Raw genomic sequence first — 19,482 nt, 5'->3', positions numbered from 1 at the left:
ACCATTTAAATAACGCATCGGTATCCTTTTAGATTTCAACCGTATTTTATCACTTTTTAGGCGGGTTGTCGCCCACCATTTAGGCCTAAGTGAGATTAGTGGCCGTGGCTTTGGTCGGTAAAAGTTAGGCCCACCGCAAATGAAAGCCTTTACGTAATGAACCTGGGTTCTGAAAAATTATTCCAAAAATTTACTTATAAATCACATTATTCCTGCCAAAGATTGTGATTAATTGTTCTTTAACCTCGGAACTTTGATCTAACCAGAGGCTGGTCTCCAGCTGCCAAGTTTTTTTGGTTTCGGTTTCAAATACGATGACGGGAACTTGACCGTGATATTGACCGCTTAAATTGGCAAGATTGTGAAACATTTTGTTTTTGTCGTGGTCGCGGTCAATCCGCAAATACCATTTTGCTGATTGAGTGGATCGCTTGTGGTTCGTCATCACATTCGCAGCTGGCTGCATTTCATTGGCAACGACCTGAATCTCATTGACTTTCTCGACGTTGCCTTTAATTAAGATCACTAAGTCTTTATGCAGCCACGACTGAGTTTTGGCAAATAAATTTGGAAACACGGTCACCGATGTTTGCCCCACCTGGTCATTGCCATCCAAAAAAGCCATTTGTTTGCCAGTCTTAGTCCGGATCACCTTCACCTTGGTGATATATAGAATCAAGTAAATGTTTTTCATGCCGGCACTCAGCGTCGCAGTTGTCTCGGCATTTAATTGCTGTCCCAGGGATACAAATCTTTCTGTGGGGTGACCAGATAAGTAGGCACCTAAATAGGCGTTTTCCTTTTCTAGCTTATCCATCAGGGGCATCTCAGGCATCTTTGGCATCTTAGGCTCCAACGCTTTGAACAAACTCATGGAGTTACCGCTTAATTCAACCGAACTGATAAATTCGGGCGCTGCGGCAATTAATTCGGATCGATTGAACGGAAAAACATCTAGGGCACCGGCATAAATCAAGGCATCGACCAACTCAGCTTTCCGGTACTTACCTGCCAGACGACTTAAAAAGTCTGGAAACGACTTAAATTGGCCGTTCTTCTGCCGCTCAGCCAACAAATCAATCACCATATCGTGACGAACCCCTTTGATTGAATCAAGGCCAAAAACAATTTGCTGGTTTTGATAAGTAAATCGAGCCTGACTGGTATTGATATTGGGACCAACAACCTTGACGCCCATCGATTTGGCAGCCTGCAGATAGGCCTTCACCTTAACGGTGTTATTGTTGACCGAATTTAACAGGGCAACATGAAATTCGCCAGGGTAATACACTTTCAAGTAAGCCAATTCATAGGCCATCTTGGTATAGGCAACTGCATGCGACTTATTGAAGCCATAATTGGCAAACCGCTCAATATAGTCAAACACCTTGGTGGCAACCGATTCGGAGTACCCCCGCTGCTTGGCGCCGGTCATAAACTGGGCCTTCATTTGTTCCATGACGCCAAGTTTCTTCTTACTCATCGCCCGTCGCAAAATATCAGCCTGCCCCAATGAAAATCCGGCCATTTTGGCAGCCACCAACATGACTTGCTCCTGGTAGACAATCACGCCATAAGTTGGCTCCAAAATGTCTTTAAGGGAATCGTCCGGATAAGTTAGGGCCTCGCGATTAGCCTTTCTTTTTACCACTTCATCGATATTTTGCATCGGTCCGGGCCGGTAAAGGGCATTAACCAGCGCAATGTCTTCAAATTGTTCTGGATGAAGGCGTCTAAGGACGTTTCGAATCCCGTTTGACTCGAATTGAAAAATCCCTGTTGTATCCCCATCTGCAAACAACTGAATGGTTTTAGCATCAGCCAGCGGCACTGCAGAAATGTCAATGTCTTTGCCGGTTGTCAATTTGACCTGATAAAGCGCGTCAGCCAAGATTGACAGGTTCCGGAGTCCCAGAAAATCCATTTTAAGCAGGCCGACTGATTCAACGTAATCCTTAGAATACTGAGTCATCAATAAGCCTTCATTACCGTTTTGAAGCGGCACTAGGTTAACCAAGGGATCATCACTCAACACCAGTCCGGCGGCATGAGTCGAATAATGTCGCGGCAAGCCTTCCAGTGTCTTGGCCGTCTGATAAAGGGCTTCATTAAGCGGACTGTCAGCTACCAAGTTCTTTAATCGTTGGGAGTTGGCCAAAGCATCTGATAATGTTACATGAAAGGCACTGGGAATTGCTTTACTCCACTGATCTTGTTGAGTCGGATTGAGGCCAAACACTCGCCCAACATCTCTGATCGATTGTTTAGCCGCCAGCGTTCCGAAGGTGATAATCTGGGCAACACGTTTATGACCGTATTTTTGATGGACATACTGAATGACTTCATCACGCTTGTCATCAGGAATATCCAAATCAATATCAGGCATCTGGACCCGTTCCGGATTTAAAAAACGTTCAAACAGCAGATTATATTTGATGGGGTCAACGTCGGTAATGGTCAAGGTATAGGCAACTAATGACCCAGCTGCCGAACCGCGCCCCGGGCCGGTAATGATCTGTGTCTGGTGAGCAAAATTAATCACATCCCAGACAATTAAGAAGTAATTGTCAAAGCCCATCGAATGAATCACTGATAACTCTCGATCCAGCCGGTGATAATAGGGCGTCGCATCTTTAATCTGATTGTTCTTGAGTCGATCCGCCAATCCTTTTTCACAAAGTTGCCGGAGATAGGCGCCTGAGTCTATTGCGTTAGGCGTGTCGAACTGGGGTAATTTGGGCTGCTGCTTTTTAATTTGGACATTGCAGTCATCGACAATCCGATCGACTTGGGTCAAGGCATCGACGAGGTGAATCTGGCGATACTGAGCCTCAACCTGCTCGGCTGGACGCAGCCAGTACGGACCGACTTGTTTACTAAGCTGCGCCACGTTGGTAATTTTGTCACCAGCGGCGATATTTTTGAGAACCTGCATTGAAAAATAGTCGTCAGCATTCAGATAGTTAACTGGAGAATCGGCAACCAGGTCGACTTGTTTGTCAGCTGCCAGTTTGCCTAACATGTCATTCAGGCTGTCAGATGAATGATAATCAACACCGATTTTTAACGCATCGTGACCGATTCCAAGTGATTTAGCTTGATCAATTAAGTCGAAAGCCTCATCAGACCGCCCCTGTAACAGCAGGTCATTCATTTCTGCCGCGGGTGGTAAAATGACCACCAAATCGCTTAAATAGTCAGCCAGCTGAGAAAAAGTCAATTCCGACCGAGTCATCTTTAGGGTCGATAATTTAAGCAGGTTGTTATAACCACGCTGATTCTTGGCAATCAGCACCCAACCATATTCTTTGTCGTTCAAAATCAAACCGGGCAACTGCAAGGTTAAGCCAATGAGGGGCTTAATTCCCGCGCTTAAACAGGCGTCGTAAAATTCAACCGCCCCGTACATCACGTTAAGGTCAGTCAACGCCAGCGCTTGATAACCACGATCTTTGGCTTCGGTAACTAGGTCAGAAATCCGAATGGGACTTTGCAGCAAACTATATGAACTGATGACTTGCAGCGGAACGTAACTCACAGTGTGACCCTTCTTTCTAACTAAAATTATACCAAATTTATCAAGCCGACATTCAAATCGACCAATTAAATAAATGATGATTTTTCATAAAATATATGCTAAAATGCTATTGATTGTGAGGTGGCATTAGACATGAAACTTATTAGTTCAAATATTGTAGCTGTTTTGTGGGCATACATCTTTGGAGAAATCATTGGTTACATAGGTTCCGCCCTTGAAGTTCGAACATGGGAGCCTTCCCAAATCGGAATTGCTGCCGCAATTACCGCATTTATTGCCGTAAACGGTATCTATGTGATCAGCAAGGATTCCACAACATCAAGTAAATCAAACGATTAACTTTTTTTGAAACGTCAACAGGCTATGGCAAATTTTTGCCATAGCCTGTTTTGTCTTTTCAATTAAATTTTTAGTGATGGGTATCAAAGAACTTCAATAAGCGTTCGAAAACAAGGATCCGATTCGTTTCTTGGAGGACTTCATGCTTCATATGTGGCTCTTGAAGACTCACGACATTTTGATACCCAATCTTATGAAGGGTCAAAATTGTGTCTGCCAACCCCTTACGTCCACCACTGAATTTATCATCAGTGCCCACTAAACTCAGAATTGGCAGCTGCGGGTTGGCACACTCAAACTTGCGAATGCGTTTGAGCAGGAAATCACCCTGCCAAAGCGTCACCAAACTTTTAACCGGGTATTCATCCATCATTAGCGGATCCTCAGTGACCCGGCGAATGTTTTCCTGATCATAACTCAACCAAGCATGATCACCCGGGGTTAAGCCCGAAATTTTGGAAAGTAAAGACCATTTGGCACTTTCAGAATGGCCTTTCAAGAATGCCCAGCCAATGAACAATCCAAGCGGGACAACTGGGATATAGTTAGTCGTCCCGGTTAAGGCAACCGCATCAAGCTCAACATCATGATGCTGCAAATACAGCCGCGCCAAAATAGACCCAAAAGAATGGCCAAATAGGCTGATAGGCAGATTGGGGTGCTGTGCTTTGATAAACTGGGTGATCAAAAACTGATCGTGAATCAATTGTGGCAGACTGCGCATTATTCCGAAGGGGTCATCGTCAGAAATTGACTGGCCATGACCGCGATTATCCGAAATCACCGCAATATAACCGTGTTCACTCAAAAATTGAGCAAACTCATAATACCGTTCTTTATGTTCAAGGGCACCATGGATCAATTGAATGATGCCCTTGGGCTGATTAGCCGGAAATACAGCGACGGCCAGTTGAGTGTGATTTTCAGTTGGAAGCTTGTAATCATTAGGCACACCAAATTCCTCCCTAATCGGCTGGACTTAAATCTGCACGTCAGCTGGCAATTGTTCAGGGACAAAGCTTAAATGGTCATGATCAAGGTTAATGTGAACGACACTGTGAGCCTTAATTTGGTCGCCAACGATCATGCGCGCCAATGGTGTTTCCACCACGTTGGTGACATATCGCTGAAGCGGCCTAGCGCCATATTGCGGTTCATAGCCGTTATCAGCAATAAAGCGTTTAGCTTCATCAGAAATGGATAACCTGATATCCTGAGCTTTGGTGCGGCCAGATAACTGATTAATCAGCTTCTGGACAATCTTTTCAATGTCAGATTTGCTCAATGGTGTGAAGGTAATCACATCATCGATTCGGTTCAAAAATTCCGGCTTAAACGAGGCTTTTAACAGTTGATTGACTTGATCTTTTGCTTGTTGAGAAATAACGCCATTTTCGTCGGTGCCTTCAAGCAGGATGTCCGAACCCAAGTTGGACGTCATAATTAAAATTGTATTCTTAAAATCAATCGTCCGCCCCTGACTGTCGGTTAAACGACCATCATCCAAGACTTGAAGCAAAATATTAAAGACGTCTGGATGAGCCTTTTCAATTTCATCAAATAGGACAATCGTGTATGGGTTTCGGCGCACCGCTTCGGTCAACTGGCCGCCTTCTTCATAACCGATGTACCCAGGTGCCGCCCCCACTAATCGGGAAACGGATTCTTTTTCCATGTACTCGGACATGTCAATTCGAACCATGTGATTTTCAGAATCAAATAGATCTTCAGCCAGTGCCTTGGCTAATTCAGTCTTACCGACGCCTGTCGGGCCTAGAAACAGGAATGACCCCAGTGGCTTGCTTGGGTCTTGAAGGCCGGCACGCGAGCGAATAACCGCATCGGAGACAGCCGTAACAGCTGCGTCTTGGCCAATTACCCGTTTGTGCAGATTATCTGCCAAGTGCAGTAATTTCTTTCGTTCACCCTCAACGAGTTTAGTAACTGGAATGCCCGTCTCTCGACTAACCACAGCGGCAATCTCGTTGGCCGTGACCGATTCGCTGACCAGCCAATCAGAATGCTGATCATTATCTTCAAGCTTCTTCAAGTCGGCTTCCAACTGTGGAATCGTTCCGTGCTGCAAGACAGCAGCCTGGTTTAAATCATAAGTGTTTTCGGCCTGCTTTAAGTCATTTTTGGCCTGATCAAGCTGCTTCTTTTTGTCAGAAATTTTCTTGATGGCTTCTTTTTCCTGTGACCAGCGGGCATTTAACTGGTTAACCTTTTCTTTGATATTGGCGAGTTCTTCTTCAACTTCTTTAAGTCGTTTTTTGGAAGCCTCATCAGTTTCTTGTTTCAGAGCGGCTTCTTCGACTTCCAAACGCATCATCTGCCGCTTGGATTGATCGAGCTCAGTTGGGCTGGAGTTCATTTCAACCCGAATTTCTGCGGAGGCCTCATCCACCAAATCAATCGCCTTATCCGGTAAATAACGGTCAGTAATGTATCGATCGGATAATTTGGCGGCTGCTACAAGGGCGTTATCATGAATTCTAACGCCATGGTGAATCTCCAAACTTTCAGACAGGCCACGAAGAATTGTCACCGTATCTTCAACGGATGGTTCGTGAACCATCACTCGCTGGAAACGGCGTTCAAGTGCCTTGTCCTTTTCCATATACTTCCGGTATTCATCAATGGTTGTGGCGCCAATTAAATGAAGTTCGCCACGGGCGAGCATTGGCTTCAAAATATTACCGGCATCCATACTGCCTTCTGCCTTGCCGGCCCCAACAATGTTATGAATTTCATCAATAAACATGATGATTTGACCCTCGGCTTTTTTGACTTCTTTTAAAACGGCCTGCAGTCGCTCTTCAAATTCACCACGGTACTTGGTGCCGGCAATCAGTGAGCCCATATCCAGTTGAAAAATCGTTTTGTTCTTCAGGTTTTCCGGCACGTCATTAGAAGCAATCCGCATCGCCAAGCCTTCAACAACTGCCGTTTTGCCAACGCCGGGGGCGCCAATCAAAACCGGGTTATTCTTGGTCTTTCGAGAAAGAATGCGAATCACATCAAGAATTTCCTCATCCCGGCCAATAATCGGGCCTAATTTATTATCGCGAGCCGCTTGAACCAAATCAGTCCCGTATTTTTCCAGTGACTGATAGCTGTCTTCTTGATTCTTGGTTGTCACTTTTTGGCCGCCACGAATCTTTTCCACAACGTTTCGAACTTTCTGCTCGCTCAGTCCCTGTTGTGCGAGGTAATCGGCAAATTTATCGCCGTGTAGCTGCATCACAGCAATCGTTAAGGTATCAACGGCAATGTAGGTATCGCCAAACTCATTTTTGATTTGTTCCGCATTTTGCAGCAGCTCGTACAAGTTTGAGGAAAGCGACTGACCGTAATTAATGTTACTGCCTTCCACCGTCGCGATAGCATCAATCTCACTATCAAGCTCAGTATTCAAATCTGCCAGATTCAAGCCAAGTTGCGAATAAATTTCCCGTGCCAATTCACCAGGCTGAACCAAAAATTTGAATAAATGGGCCACCGTGATATTTTGTTGCTTTCTCGTTGCCGCAATTTGTTGAGCCTGAGAAATTGCTTGAGTAACAGCCTCTGTTAAATTATCAGGATTCATTAAATTATCACCTTATTAAAGTATTTTTGATTAATTGACTTTCAAGAATTCATTCTAATAAAAAGGTTCGAAACAAAAAGAACCTTTCATTTCAAACCACTAAAGCTATGGTATCAAATTTTGAATGCCCTGAACAATAATTTAACCTTTTTTGACCAATTACTTTTCGGCATATCCTTTGGCGATTTCGAGTACCACATCAACGGCTTTCTCCATGGCTTGCTCAGAAACGTATTCAAAGCGGCCATGCATGTTCTCGCCACCAGCAAAAATATTAGGAGTCGGCAGTCCCATGTAAGAAATCTTAGAGCCGTCCGTTCCGCCACGAACCGGGAACACATGCGGTTTTACGCCGACATTCTTCATGGCCTGTTCCGCGATCTTGACGGGGGTCGGATCTTTCTTAATGACCTCTCCCATGTTGTAATATTGATCCTTGAGGGTCACTTTAACCCGGTCTTCACCAAAGTCACTGTTCATTTGGTTGGCAATCCCCTTGAAGAGCCGTTTGCGGGCTTCAAAACGGTCACGATCATGATCTCGGATAATATAGCCCATTTCGGTGTGGTCGACCGTTCCCTGAAAATCATACAAATGAAAGAAACCTTCACGATCCTGAGTCTTTTCTGGACGGTCAAAGTCCGGTAAAGCGGCGTGAAAGTCCATACCAACTTGAATGGCATTGACCATAATCCCTTTGGCCTCTGCTGGATGAACGTCGGTCCCTTTAATGGTCACTTGAGCGTCGGCGGCGTTAAAAGTCTCATAGTTCAAATCACCAAGTGGGCCGCCGTCAACAGTGTAGGCAACATCAGCGCCGAAATCTTTAACGTCAAAATGGTCGGCACCGGTTCCAATTTCTTCATCAGGTCCAAAGGCAATCTTAATATCGCCGTGTTTAACGGCCGGATGACTCTGTAAATAGGTGACCGCAGAAATAATTTCAGCCACACCAGCTTTGTCATCGGCCCCCAACAGTGTTGAACCATCGGTGGTAATCAGCGTTTGACCTTCATACTTCTTTAAACTGGGAAAGACTTTCGGATCCAGTGTGTATTCACCCTTCTCGTCGAGTTTGATGACCGAATAGCCGTCGTAATTCTCAATGATTTGGGGGTTAATATTTTCAGCATTGAAATCGGCCGTATCAATGTGTGAAATAAAACCAACAGTTGGAACGGGCTTGTCAACATTCCCAGGAAGGGTCACAAAAACATAGGCACTCTGTTCATTGGTGTGGACATCCGTTAGGCCCATCTTGATCAGCCGGTCCTTGAGCTGATCCAAAAACTGCGTTTCTCTATCGGCCGAGGGGATGCTGGTTGAGTGCGGATCAGAACGGGTATTAATCTTTACAAACGTTAAAAAGTTAGGAATTAATTCGGCGTATTTTGCCATACTAGTGATCTCCTTTTTCTACATAAATGTGAATGGATCCGTATTGATTGTTGACTGATAAACAGCTAACTGCCAGTGATTCTGATCGGACCACCGTTTGAACAGATCAGCTAATTTCGGAATACAAATGCTTTCAATGTGGTGCCCCGGGTCAATTACCGGGAAATTAGCAGCCAGCATGTCGTGGCCGGTATGATAGTAAACATCCCCGGTTACATAAGCATCGGCACCTTTCTGTTGTGCTAGGCGGAAAAACTTCCCGCCATCACCACCAAGAATTGCCACTCGTTTGATTGGCTGTTCCAAGTTGTTGGCAATCACCCGTAGGCCCGAAACTGCGAAAGTTCGCTTGCAGTCTTCGGCGAACTCACGAACGGACATGCTGCGTGGCAAATTGCCAATTCGCCCCATCGTATAGTGATGTTTTTTATCCTCAAGCCGAATCAGATTGTAGAGCGGCTTTTCCAATGGGTGAACATCTGATAAGGTTTTTAACACATGGTGCAGGTTTCTTTGGGGAACTTCAAACTCCAAGCGGGAATCTTCAATTTCGTTTGGTTCGCCAGCCGCTCCCATGGTTGGATCGGCACCGGCCTTTGGAACATAGTAAACCGTTCCATCAATTTCATACGTATAGCCGCTATATTGACCGGCACTCGCTTGCGCACCAGCATTGACAAGCGACATTCGAACAGCTGTCGCGTACACTTTGGGAACTTGAACGGTTAATCGAAAAACCGACTCGTCGAATGCGGGCACTAAACCACTTAAATCACTCAGCTGTAGTGCCTCCGCCAACCAGTCATTCATCCCACCGTCAGCTGCATCCAAGTTGGTGTGGGCAGCGTAAACCGTGATGCGATTGGCAATAATTTTAGCATACATCTCGTTTTGAGGGTCATCCAGATCAAGATTGTGAGCCGGATGAAACATAACCGGATGATGGGCAAAAATAAAGTCAACCTGGTGATCAATTGCTTCATCGACAACCTCCGGGCGAACATCCAGGGTTGTCATGACTTTGTGGATTTCTTGATTGAGTGATCCAATCTGCAACCCAATGGGATCTTTTGCCATCGCCAACCTTTTGGGAGCAAATTGCTCGAACCTTTCAACTAACTGCTTAGCTTTCAACCTTAATCACCTCATTAATTAGATTAATTTCCGACTGGATAGCGGCTATTTTAGCCGTATCAGGGATGGTCGCCTGTTCCATATTCTTGATGACACGCGCCAAAAGGCCCATTTCTTCCCGCCATTTTTCGACAAAAACCGGTGATTTCTCTTTGAGTAAAAATGGCCCAAATTTTAAAGCTAACTCGGAATACTTAACGGGTTTAGCGGTTTTCTTGGCGGTAATGATTTCATAGATGTGGCCGTCTTCTTTCAGAATTTGTTCAGCAAGAATACGGTATTGATTGGCCATCAGCCAACTTCTGACAACCGGTTCCCCCACATTAGGCTGGAGGATTAATTTTTCTTTGCCGACTAGTCTTTCTTTACCGGCTTCCAAAATGTGCGTAATCAGATTGCCACCCATTCCGGCAATGGTAATCGCGTTAATATCATCTCCGGGTTCAATCGCCGCTAACCCATCTGCAAGGCGTGGGTGAAGGACACCCAGTAAATGGTCCTTGGTAATCTCTGAGGTCGCATTGGCAAGTGGCCCTTTGGCGACTTCGCCGACCACCCCAAAGTCAATCACATGAGTTTGGGCCAGATGAATCGGCAGGTAAGCGTGATCTGAGCCAATATCCGCCAGCCTGCTGCCGGGTTCGACGTGATCACTGACGGTTTGTAGTCGTTTTGATAAATGCGTGCTATTCATATTTCGCTCCTCGTTTTGTGTATAAATTCATTATAAATTATCCGATTGAAAAATGACAGATTTCGAGAAGCTTTTTAATTAGTAGGCAAAATTTGGGCGCAAAAAAAGAGGCCAAGACATAATGACACGTTGTCTCAACCTCTCGTTTAGGCAAGTTTTACATTGCGAAATTTCTATTTTGTGTTCTGACGGCCGTATGAAAACGGCCTAGCCTGCTTGGTGGGCCCACCCGGGTCTCGTCGCGCTCTGGTGCGTTTGTTATGCTTCTTTGAGTTCCCTTCGGCCTTGAAAACACGCTTCGACGACCCAGGACCCGGCCACATAAACAAAAACATTCAACGACGAACAAGGACCGTTCGTCATTGAATGTTTTCGCTTATGTTCTGGGCCCTAACCGGGTCTCGTCGCGCTCTTAATTAATCCAAGAAATCTTTCAGCTGCTTGCTTCTTGATGGATGACGCAGCTTTCTTAATGCCTTGGCTTCGATTTGTCGAATTCGTTCGCGAGTCACGCCAAAGACTTTTCCAACTTCTTCAAGCGTTCGGGTCCGGCCATCATCAAGGCCGAAGCGAAGTCGTAATACATTTTCCTCACGGTCAGTTAACGTATCGAGGACGCTCTCAAGTTGTTCTTTAAGCAACTCATAAGCAGCATGGTCAGCCGGAGAAGTGGCATCCTGATCTTCAATGAAATCACCAAGATGAGAGTCGTCCTCTTCACCAATTGGTGTTTCAAGTGAAACGGGTTCTTGAGCAATCTTCAGGATCTCTCGAACCTTTTCAGTCGGCATATCCATCTCGGCGCCAATTTCTTCAGGCAATGGCTCACGGCCAAGATCCTGCAGCAATTGTCGTTGAATTCGAATCAACTTATTAATTGTTTCAACCATATGAACGGGGATCCGAATCGTCCGAGCCTGATCAGCAATCGCACGGGTAATCGCCTGTCTAATCCACCAAGTTGCGTAAGTCGAGAACTTGAATCCTTTACGGTAGTCAAACTTCTCAACGGCTTTCATCAAGCCCATGTTACCTTCTTGAATTAGATCAAGGAATTGCATCCCTCGACCAACATACCGTTTGGCAATTGAAACCACCAATCGTAAGTTGGCTTCAGCCAGTTCTTGCTTAGCTTCTTCATCACCGGCTTCAATTCGCTTGGCTAACGAAATTTCCTGGTCGGCACTCAGAAGAGAGACGCGGCCAATTTCCTTCAGGTACATCCGGACGGGATCGTTGATCTTCACGCCAGTTGGTGCGGAAACATCCGACAATTCCTTCTTGGTGACTTTCTTGGCAGCACCGATGGCTCTTGGATCTGGGTCGCCATTTTCGTCGACAACACTGATCCCGGAGTCTTCAATACTCTCCAAAAGACTTTCCATGTCCTTTTCGCTCAGAGAATAAGGCTTTTCAATCTTCTTGGCCAATTCGTCATAGGTAATATGGCCAATTGGTTTATTGGCTTTAACAATAGCGTCAAATTCCTTTTTGTATGGCTTGTCAGCTTTTTTGGTAGTCTTTGCTTTTGTTGTCTTGGCTCTGGTTGATTTAGCCTTGGTACTGGTCTTTGATGCAGTCGTTTTCTTAGCTGCGGTAGCCTTCTTAGCTGTGGCAGTCTTTGTTTCTGTTACTTTATCGTCAGTTTTTTTAGTAGCCATCAAAACGCCTCCTGAAGTTATACTTGTTGCTTCATTCTCTTCTGTTGTTCAAGCTTAACAATCTCAATCGTTAAGGCACGTTGCTTGTCAACATCACCAATCTTAACGGCTTGCTTGAGTTCTGCCCGCTTTTTTTTTAACTTTTCCTCTACCGGGGCTCGATGCATTAAGATGTTTAGATAACTGTCAATTTCAGCATTGGTCGGATTATCCGGGAGCTCGAGCATATCGACATCAACTAAGAGACTTTGCAGTGAGTCTTCGGAAATCAGGTTGCTGAAAGTGGCGACATTATAATCATCGAATTTGGTAAAATACCCCTCGGCTAAAAGGTACAACATTTGGTACTGTTCATCAACAAATGAGAACCCCGAAACATTACTTACCTTTAACCAAATATCATGGTAGTGCAGCATGCGGTTCATCAGCTGCATTTCGGCTTTCTCGACTAACGAGAAATGCTTTTGCTGTTTAACAGTTTGAACCTGTTTATGGTACGGGTGCGTTTCAGCCGCTGGAGCAGATTGTTTGATCAGTGGTGCTAACTGCTGCTGCAGTAATTGCTTGGCCACTGAAAATTCATCCGCCAACCGGTTGAGGTAAAGATCCCGCGAAATGCTGGAATCAACTCTGCTAATCAGTTTTAAAGCTTCAGCAATGTAACTGCTCTGATCAACTTCAGAGTCCAAATTGTATTGTTTTTTGAGATAATTTAACTCAAACTCAATTGGGGCCTGAGCGTGGTCAATCAATTGTTTAAAATCTTCGGCGCCCTTTTTGCGAATGAATTCATCAGGATCCATCCCATCGGGTATCGAGATAATTTTCATGACCAAATGACTCTTTTGTTCATTGAATGAATCAATGGCCCGCTTGATTGCTTTTTGTCCAGGGGTGTCACCATCGTAGGAAATCACGACTTCGTGGGTGATTCGTTTAATGTCATAGATCTGTTGCTCGGTCAAGCTGGTTCCCATCGAGGCAATCCCGGATTTAACCCCTGCTTGAAATGCAGTAATCACATCCATGTAGCCTTCGAATAAAATGGCCGGTTCACCAGTACGAATATTTGACAGGGCCAAATCCAAATTGAATAAGACTTTTCGTTTGTTGAAAATGTCAGTCTCTGGACTGTTCAGGTACTTTGGCATATCTGAATCAGTCGTCAGCAGCCGGCCGGAAAAGGCAATCGTTTGACCCGTTCCATTTCGAATCGGGTACATCACCCGATCGACGAAGCGATCTCGTAGGTTACCGTCCTGGTCTTCAGAAAACAAACCGGACTTCCGGAGTAATTGAAAATCAACCTTGCGTTCATCGAAGAATGGTTTGAGCAGTCTCTGAGCCGGTGCGTATCCCAGTTGGTACGTCGTGATCGTCTCATCACTGACTCCCCGTTTGTGGAGATAGTCAAGCGCCGGCTGACCCATCTTAGTGTTGGTCAAAATGTGATGATACAGCTTAACGCTTTGTTCATGCAAATCAATGAGTTCTTTTTGCTGCGTATTTTCAGGACTTGACTGTGACGGACCGCTTTCACGGAAATACTTCTCCTCGACAGGAATGTTTTCCATCTCAGCGACCTTTTTAACCGCCTCAGGGAAGGAAACATTCTGCAGCTCCATGATAAATTTAAAGACGTTACCGCCCCGACCACAGCTAAAACAATGAAAAATCTGTTTGTCTTCCGAGACTGAAAAAGATGGGGTCCGCTCCTCATGAAACGGACAAAGACCAAATAAATTCTTTCCGGACTGTTTCAATTGAACAAACTGGGAAACAACGTCAACAATGTTAACCTGTGACCTGATTTCTTCAATCACATCTTCTGGGATCTTCGCCATTACTTCGCCTCCCATCTTTAAAACTGAATCAATACCTGTAAAGCAAGGTGGGACAAAAACAGATTTCGTCTCACCCCTACTTATAATTTCGAATATTGCCTTGCAGAAACGTGGGAAATAAAGCAGTTTCCGGCCATATAAGCAAGAAATCCAAATATCCAAACCCAGGATATTCGGATTTCTTGCTTATATTCTGGAAACTAACCGCTTTATGTCCCACTCTGTTTTACTGGCGATACGTATTTAAATAGTATCATAAAAGGCAAATTAGCACAAATATTAACCCTCAAACCTATCCTTTAACAACTAATTTATCGAGGTCGCCAAGATACATAATCATGTTGGCAATCATTGTGAGCTGACGCAGGTGATTATTCTTCAGTTTTTCATCTTTAGCCATCACCATCGTGGCGTCAAAATAGTCATTAATTTTATCCTTGAGCTGAGCCAAACGGCCGAAATCTTCTTCAGCACTTTGGTGGGTGTAATCCTTGGCAGCCGCTGTCACAGCCTGATTCAACTCTTTTTCAGAATCATTTTCAAACAAAGCCGGATCAACCGTCAAGTCATCCTGCTTGAAGGATCCCTTCTTGGCAATCCGCTGAACTCGAGTCAGTGATTCGATAACATCTTTGAAATCACCGTCGTCTTTATGATCCTGCAGTGTTTTAGCACTGACAATGTTAAATAAAATATTGGTGCGCGAGCCAGAGGTAACTGCATCGGCGATATCGTAACGAACTCCCAGATCATCCAAGTACTGTTTAATGCGGTCTTTAACGAAGTCACTCACAGCAGAAACTTGGGCTTTCATGTCCAATTTTGGTGCAACTGATGCCTGGTCTTCTCGATCAATCAGCAGATCCAAGGTTTGATCCAAATCAAAGTTTAACTGCTTGTCAGCCACAATTCGAACAACTCCGGTTGCTTGACGGCGCAGCGCATAAGGATCATTGGAGCCGCTTGGAATCATTCCGGCTGAGAAGAACGTCAAAATACTGTCCAGCTTATCGGCAATTGCCAAAATTGAACCAACGTTGGTCTTTGGCAGCTCGCCATTTGCCGAAATTGGCATGTAATGTTCAGAAATCGCAGTGGCAACTGCTTGATCCTCATCCTTTAATTGGGCATATTTGTTACCCATAACGCCCTGAAGTTCCGCAAATTCGCCAACCATCCCAGTGACCAGGTCAAATTTGTAAATAGAAGCAGCCCGGGCAAGATCTTTGAGTTCCTGCTCTGATAAGCCGGCAAGATTCCCAAGGTATTTGGCAATCACTTGGACCCGCTGCATCTTCTCATACATCGTTGAAATCTTGTCGTGGAAACTGACTTTCTTGAGTCGCTCAACGTAATCGGCAATCGATTTCTTCTGATCTTCTTGATAGAAGAACATTGCGTCATCTAGTCGGGCAGTCAACACCTTTTCGTTTCCGGCAACCACGTTTTGAATGTCATAATCGTTACCATTACGAACTGAGATAAAGTGCGGTAAAAGCTTACCGTCTTGATCAGTCACGTAGAAAAAGCGTTGGTGGTCCTTCATAGACGTAATTAAGACTTCATCAGGAATCGCAAGGTATTTTTCATCAAAGTTGCCAAAGAACGCGGTTGGCCATTCAACTAAGTTGTTGACCTCTTCCAGCAAATCAGGATCAAGATTGATCTTCCAGTTGTTATCAGCCGCAATCTTGTTAATTTGCTTGGAAATTAATTCTTTGCGTTTGGCGGCGTCGGCAATTACAAACTGTTCAGTCAGTTTTTCTTCGTATTCGTCGGCGGAGGAAAGCTCAATGTCCTTCCCTAAGAAACGGTGGCCGGAGGTAATCCGATCGGTATCGACATCCAGGATTTTGAAGGGGATGACCTCATCGTTTAATAATGCCACCAGCCATTTGATTGGACGGACATATTCAAATGAATACGTCCCCCATTTCATCATAGTTGGGAAAGTCATTGCAGTAATGACATCCTTCATGCCTGGTAAGATTTCCTTGAGCGATTTTCCTGCAATATGCTTTTCAACGAAGACGTATTCAACGCCCTTGACATCCTTAAAGGTAATATCATCAGGAGTTGCACCTTGACCACGTGAGAAGCCAATTGCGGCTTTGGTCCAATTGCCATCACTATCCTGGGCAATCTTTTTGGCAGGCCCCTTAACTGATTTATCAATATCGGGCTGTTTATCAGCCAAATCGGTAATGTAAAGTGCCAAACGACGGGGAGTACTGAATGTTTTGATTTCAGAAAAGGAAATCCGTTGTTCTTTCAAGAAATCACTGGCACGTTTCTTCAATTGGTTAATACTTGGTGTGACCACGTGCGCAGGGATTTCTTCCAATCCGATTTCTAATAAGAAATGATTAGCCATTATTTCTCCTCCTTGTCGTCTTTTAATAATGCTTGGCGTTTCTTTTCGTCCTTAATCAGCGGGAAGCCGAGACGTTTTCGGGCTTCAACAAATTCTTTGGCAACCGAGCGAGCCAAGTTCCGAATTCTGGACAGGTATCCGGCTCGTTCAGTCACTGAAACAGCTCCTCTGGCATCTAACAAATTAAAGGTATGGCTGCACTTAAGAATGTAGTCATAAGCCGGATGAACCAAATCTTGGTCTAAGAGCCGTTTAGCTTCACGTTCATAGTCATTGAATAAGTTCAACAGCATTTCCTGGTCAGAAACCTCAAAACTATATTTGGAATGCTCGTATTCAGGCTCCTTGAAAATGTCACCATACTTAACGTCGTCAGACCAGTTTAGGTCAAAGACGGAGTTAACATCCTGAACATATGAGGATAATCGTTCCAATCCATAAGTGATCTCTGAAGCAACCGGATCCATTTCCAAACCACCAACAATTTGGAAGTAGGTGAATTGGGTAATTTCCATTCCGTCAAGCCAGACTTCCCAACCAACACCGGCACAGCCCATTGATGGGTTCTCCCAGTTATCTTCGACAAATCGAATATCGTGCTCAAGTGGGTTGATCCCTAATTCTTTTAAACTGTTGAGATATAATTCTTGAATGTTTTCAGGAGAAGGCTTCATGATCACTTGGAATTGATGGTGTTGGTACAAACGGTTAGGGTTCTCGCCGTAGCGGCCATCGGCTGGGCGACGGGAAGGTTCCACGTAAGCCGCATTCCAAGGCTCTGGCCCAATTGCCCGCAAGAACGTGTATGGGCTCATGGTACCGGCCCCTTTTTCGGTATCGTATGCCTGCATTAACATACATCCCTGGGCTGACCAATATTGCTGCAGCCGCAGGATAATCTCTTGAACTGATAATTTTTCAGTCATAAATGTTCCTCCTAATTATTAAAACGCATAAAAAAGTCCCTATGTTCAACGACTTATAGACTAAGCCACTCAACATAGGGACGATGAAATCGCGGTTCCACCCTACTTCTGGTATTGCTACCAGCACTTAATTGTTCAACTCAAAAAGCGCCATTGCCAGCATCGACGGTGATCAGCTCCCACTATCCTGATCTCGCTTGCAGCGTCTATCCTGCCATTTCTTTTGTCACAGTTGAATTATTTATTTCAAAATAATCATAGTTGACAATCAAACGATTGTCAACGCCGTTATCAATCACAATTTGAATTTGCCCAACTGATCAATAAAGTGTTTACTTTTCGGAACGACCCCGACGCTTCGTGAATAAATCTGGTCGAGAACTTCCCGCAACGCCTTTTTAGTCCGATCATTCACCTTAATATGGGTTAACTTAGACAGGTCAACCACAGAAAATAACCGAAGATAGTAAATCGTGCGGGCATCCAAATGCATTCGGTATGGATCCTTATTCCAATGATTCTGGCATAGCAACCCACCATAGGCTTCAGAATAATCAAATGGCAGATCGGTGCGGTGGCAGATCGTACAGTCTACCCAGTTTGGCGCCACCCCATAAGCATTAAGCAGCTGAACCTCAAAGATATTAGTGATGATTTGCTCATCAAATCCTTCATCAATCAACCTCAGGCCGACTAACAGCTTATCGTACCAGGAAGCAATCTGCTGACCATCTGGATAAGCCAGATCAATCAGGGACATGATGTAAGTGGCATAGGCATTCTTGGTGATATCTTCACTGATATTTTGAAAATGTTCCAAGTGCTTGTCATTAAGGATATACGACAGTCCAGACTCCTTAACGTCGCCCCCGTAAAGCCCATAGGTAAACGGTAGAATTGCTGAACGCATCTTAAAGCGTGGCCGTTTGGCGCCTCTCACCAGGAACATCTTTTTGCCAAATTCCCTCGTCAGAAATTTTATCAGCAGGTCATGTTCCCGATAGGCTTTTGTATACAGCAAAATGCCATTAAAATCCGTTCGCTGACCTTTTGACAAAGTGATTCACCTCTAGTAGTTGTCTTTGCGGTAACCGTAAGAATTAAGCAAATTGGCCTTGTCGCGCCAGTGAGGCTCGACCTTAACCCAAAGCTCTAGAAAGACTTTGTTGCCCATCATATTTTCGATGTCTTTTCTGGCGAGTGTTCCAATCTTCTTCAACATTGAACCACCCTTACCAATGACAATCCCCTTTTGACCGTCACGCTCAACGATGATCGTTGCCCGGATTCTCAAGAGGCTGTCTTCGGTCTTAATGCTCTCAATGACCACCGCCGTTGAATGGGGAATTTCTTGACGGGTTAATTCCAATACTTTTTCCCGGATCAGTTCTGAAATGACAAACCGCTCGGGATGATCGGTTACTTCATCAGCTGGATAATACTGGGGCCCGTTCGGCAATTCTTTGATGAGCGTGTCGATCAACTCTGGCACATTATTTCCCTGAAGCGCTGAAATTGGGTAAACGTCTTTGAACGTCAAAGCGTTCTTGTATTGTTCAATAATTGGCATAATGTCATCGGGTGAGATCTCATCGATCTTGTTGATTAGCAGGTAAATTGGTTTATCAACGTTTTTTAATTGATCGATAATGAAATTATCCCCGGCACCGCGATGTTTAGTTGCGTTGACCATAAACAGTACTGCATCAACCTCTTTTAGAGCAGACAAAGCCGATTCCATCATAAAGTCACCAAGTTTGTTCTGTGGCTTATGAATTCCGGGGGTGTCAATGAAGACAATTTGAGCTTCTTTAGTCGTATAAACCCCCTGAATCTTATTTCGTGTGGTTTGCGGCTTGTCGCTCATAATCGCAATTTTTTGACCAATGACCCGGTTTAAAAATGTTGATTTGCCAACGTTTGGGCGACCTACAATGGCGATAAAGCCTGAATGAAAATCTGGATTATCCATTTTCTACTCC

13 protein-coding genes are annotated in these 19,482 nt (G+C 44.7%); 1 reads left to right on the top strand and 12 read right to left on the bottom strand.

What is annotated here, in order from left to right; translation table 11 throughout:
- Positions 1–190: 190 nt before the first annotated feature.
- A complete protein-coding gene (gene dnaE / locus LPKJCM_RS09060; RefSeq protein WP_057962069.1) occupies positions 191–3,538 on the bottom strand; it encodes a DNA polymerase III subunit alpha in 3,348 nt (1,115 codons plus the stop codon).
- 132 nt (positions 3,539–3,670) lie between these two features.
- Between dnaE and LPKJCM_RS09055 the strand changes: the two genes are divergently transcribed.
- A complete protein-coding gene (locus LPKJCM_RS09055) occupies positions 3,671–3,877 on the top strand; it encodes a DUF2929 family protein (protein WP_057962068.1) in 207 nt (68 codons plus the stop codon).
- A 70-nt stretch (positions 3,878–3,947) separates the two neighbouring features.
- On the opposite strand, the gene LPKJCM_RS09050 is transcribed toward LPKJCM_RS09055, so the two are convergent.
- From LPKJCM_RS09050 to era, 11 genes are all read right to left on the bottom strand, one after another.
- Entirely contained in the window at positions 3,948–4,829 is an 882-nt protein-coding gene (locus LPKJCM_RS09050) for an alpha/beta fold hydrolase (protein ID WP_057962067.1), read from the bottom strand.
- A 27-nt stretch (positions 4,830–4,856) separates the two neighbouring features.
- On the bottom strand, positions 4,857–7,469 hold the full coding sequence (gene clpB / locus LPKJCM_RS09045) for an ATP-dependent chaperone ClpB (RefSeq protein WP_057962066.1): 2,613 nt from the start codon (positions 7,467–7,469) through the stop codon (positions 4,857–4,859).
- 159 nt (positions 7,470–7,628) lie between these two features.
- The gene (gene pepT / locus LPKJCM_RS09040) at positions 7,629–8,867 is read right to left on the bottom strand and encodes a peptidase T (protein ID WP_057962065.1); all 1,239 of its coding nucleotides are present in this window, start codon (positions 8,865–8,867) and stop codon (positions 7,629–7,631) included.
- A gap of 18 nt (positions 8,868–8,885) precedes the next feature.
- Entirely contained in the window at positions 8,886–10,001 is a 1,116-nt protein-coding gene (locus LPKJCM_RS09035) for a Nif3-like dinuclear metal center hexameric protein (protein ID WP_057962064.1), read from the bottom strand.
- A complete protein-coding gene (locus tag LPKJCM_RS09030) occupies positions 9,991–10,695 on the bottom strand; it encodes a tRNA (adenine(22)-N(1))-methyltransferase (protein WP_057962063.1) in 705 nt (234 codons plus the stop codon). Before LPKJCM_RS09030 ends, LPKJCM_RS09035 begins: the two co-directional genes overlap by 11 nt.
- A gap of 416 nt (positions 10,696–11,111) precedes the next feature.
- A complete protein-coding gene (rpoD, locus tag LPKJCM_RS09025; protein WP_087069611.1) occupies positions 11,112–12,356 on the bottom strand; it encodes an RNA polymerase sigma factor RpoD in 1,245 nt (414 codons plus the stop codon).
- A gap of 17 nt (positions 12,357–12,373) precedes the next feature.
- A complete protein-coding gene (dnaG, locus tag LPKJCM_RS09020; RefSeq protein WP_057962062.1) occupies positions 12,374–14,200 on the bottom strand; it encodes a DNA primase in 1,827 nt (608 codons plus the stop codon).
- 292 nt (positions 14,201–14,492) lie between these two features.
- Positions 14,493–16,574, bottom strand: coding sequence for a glycine--tRNA ligase subunit beta (gene glyS / locus LPKJCM_RS09015; protein WP_057962061.1), 2,082 nt, complete (start codon positions 16,572–16,574; stop codon positions 14,493–14,495).
- Complete coding sequence (gene glyQ, locus LPKJCM_RS09010; protein WP_057962060.1) at positions 16,574–17,500, bottom strand: glycine--tRNA ligase subunit alpha; 927 nt, start codon at positions 17,498–17,500, stop codon at positions 16,574–16,576. Before glyQ ends, glyS begins: the two co-directional genes overlap by 1 nt.
- 295 nt (positions 17,501–17,795) lie before the next feature.
- Complete coding sequence (gene recO, locus LPKJCM_RS09005; protein ID WP_057962059.1) at positions 17,796–18,557, bottom strand: DNA repair protein RecO; 762 nt, start codon at positions 18,555–18,557, stop codon at positions 17,796–17,798.
- 12 nt (positions 18,558–18,569) lie between these two features.
- Positions 18,570–19,472, bottom strand: a complete 903-nt coding sequence (gene era, locus LPKJCM_RS09000; RefSeq protein ID WP_057962058.1) for a GTPase Era — start codon at positions 19,470–19,472, stop codon at positions 18,570–18,572.
- Positions 19,473–19,482: the final 10 nt, after the last annotated feature.

Origin of the sequence: Lentilactobacillus parakefiri (genome assembly GCF_002157585.1) — a bacterium.
Taxonomy (GTDB): Bacteria; Bacillota; Bacilli; order Lactobacillales; family Lactobacillaceae; genus Lentilactobacillus; species Lentilactobacillus parakefiri.
Note: the sequence above shows the minus strand (reverse complement) of the source record. Positions and strands in the feature narration are given on the sequence as shown.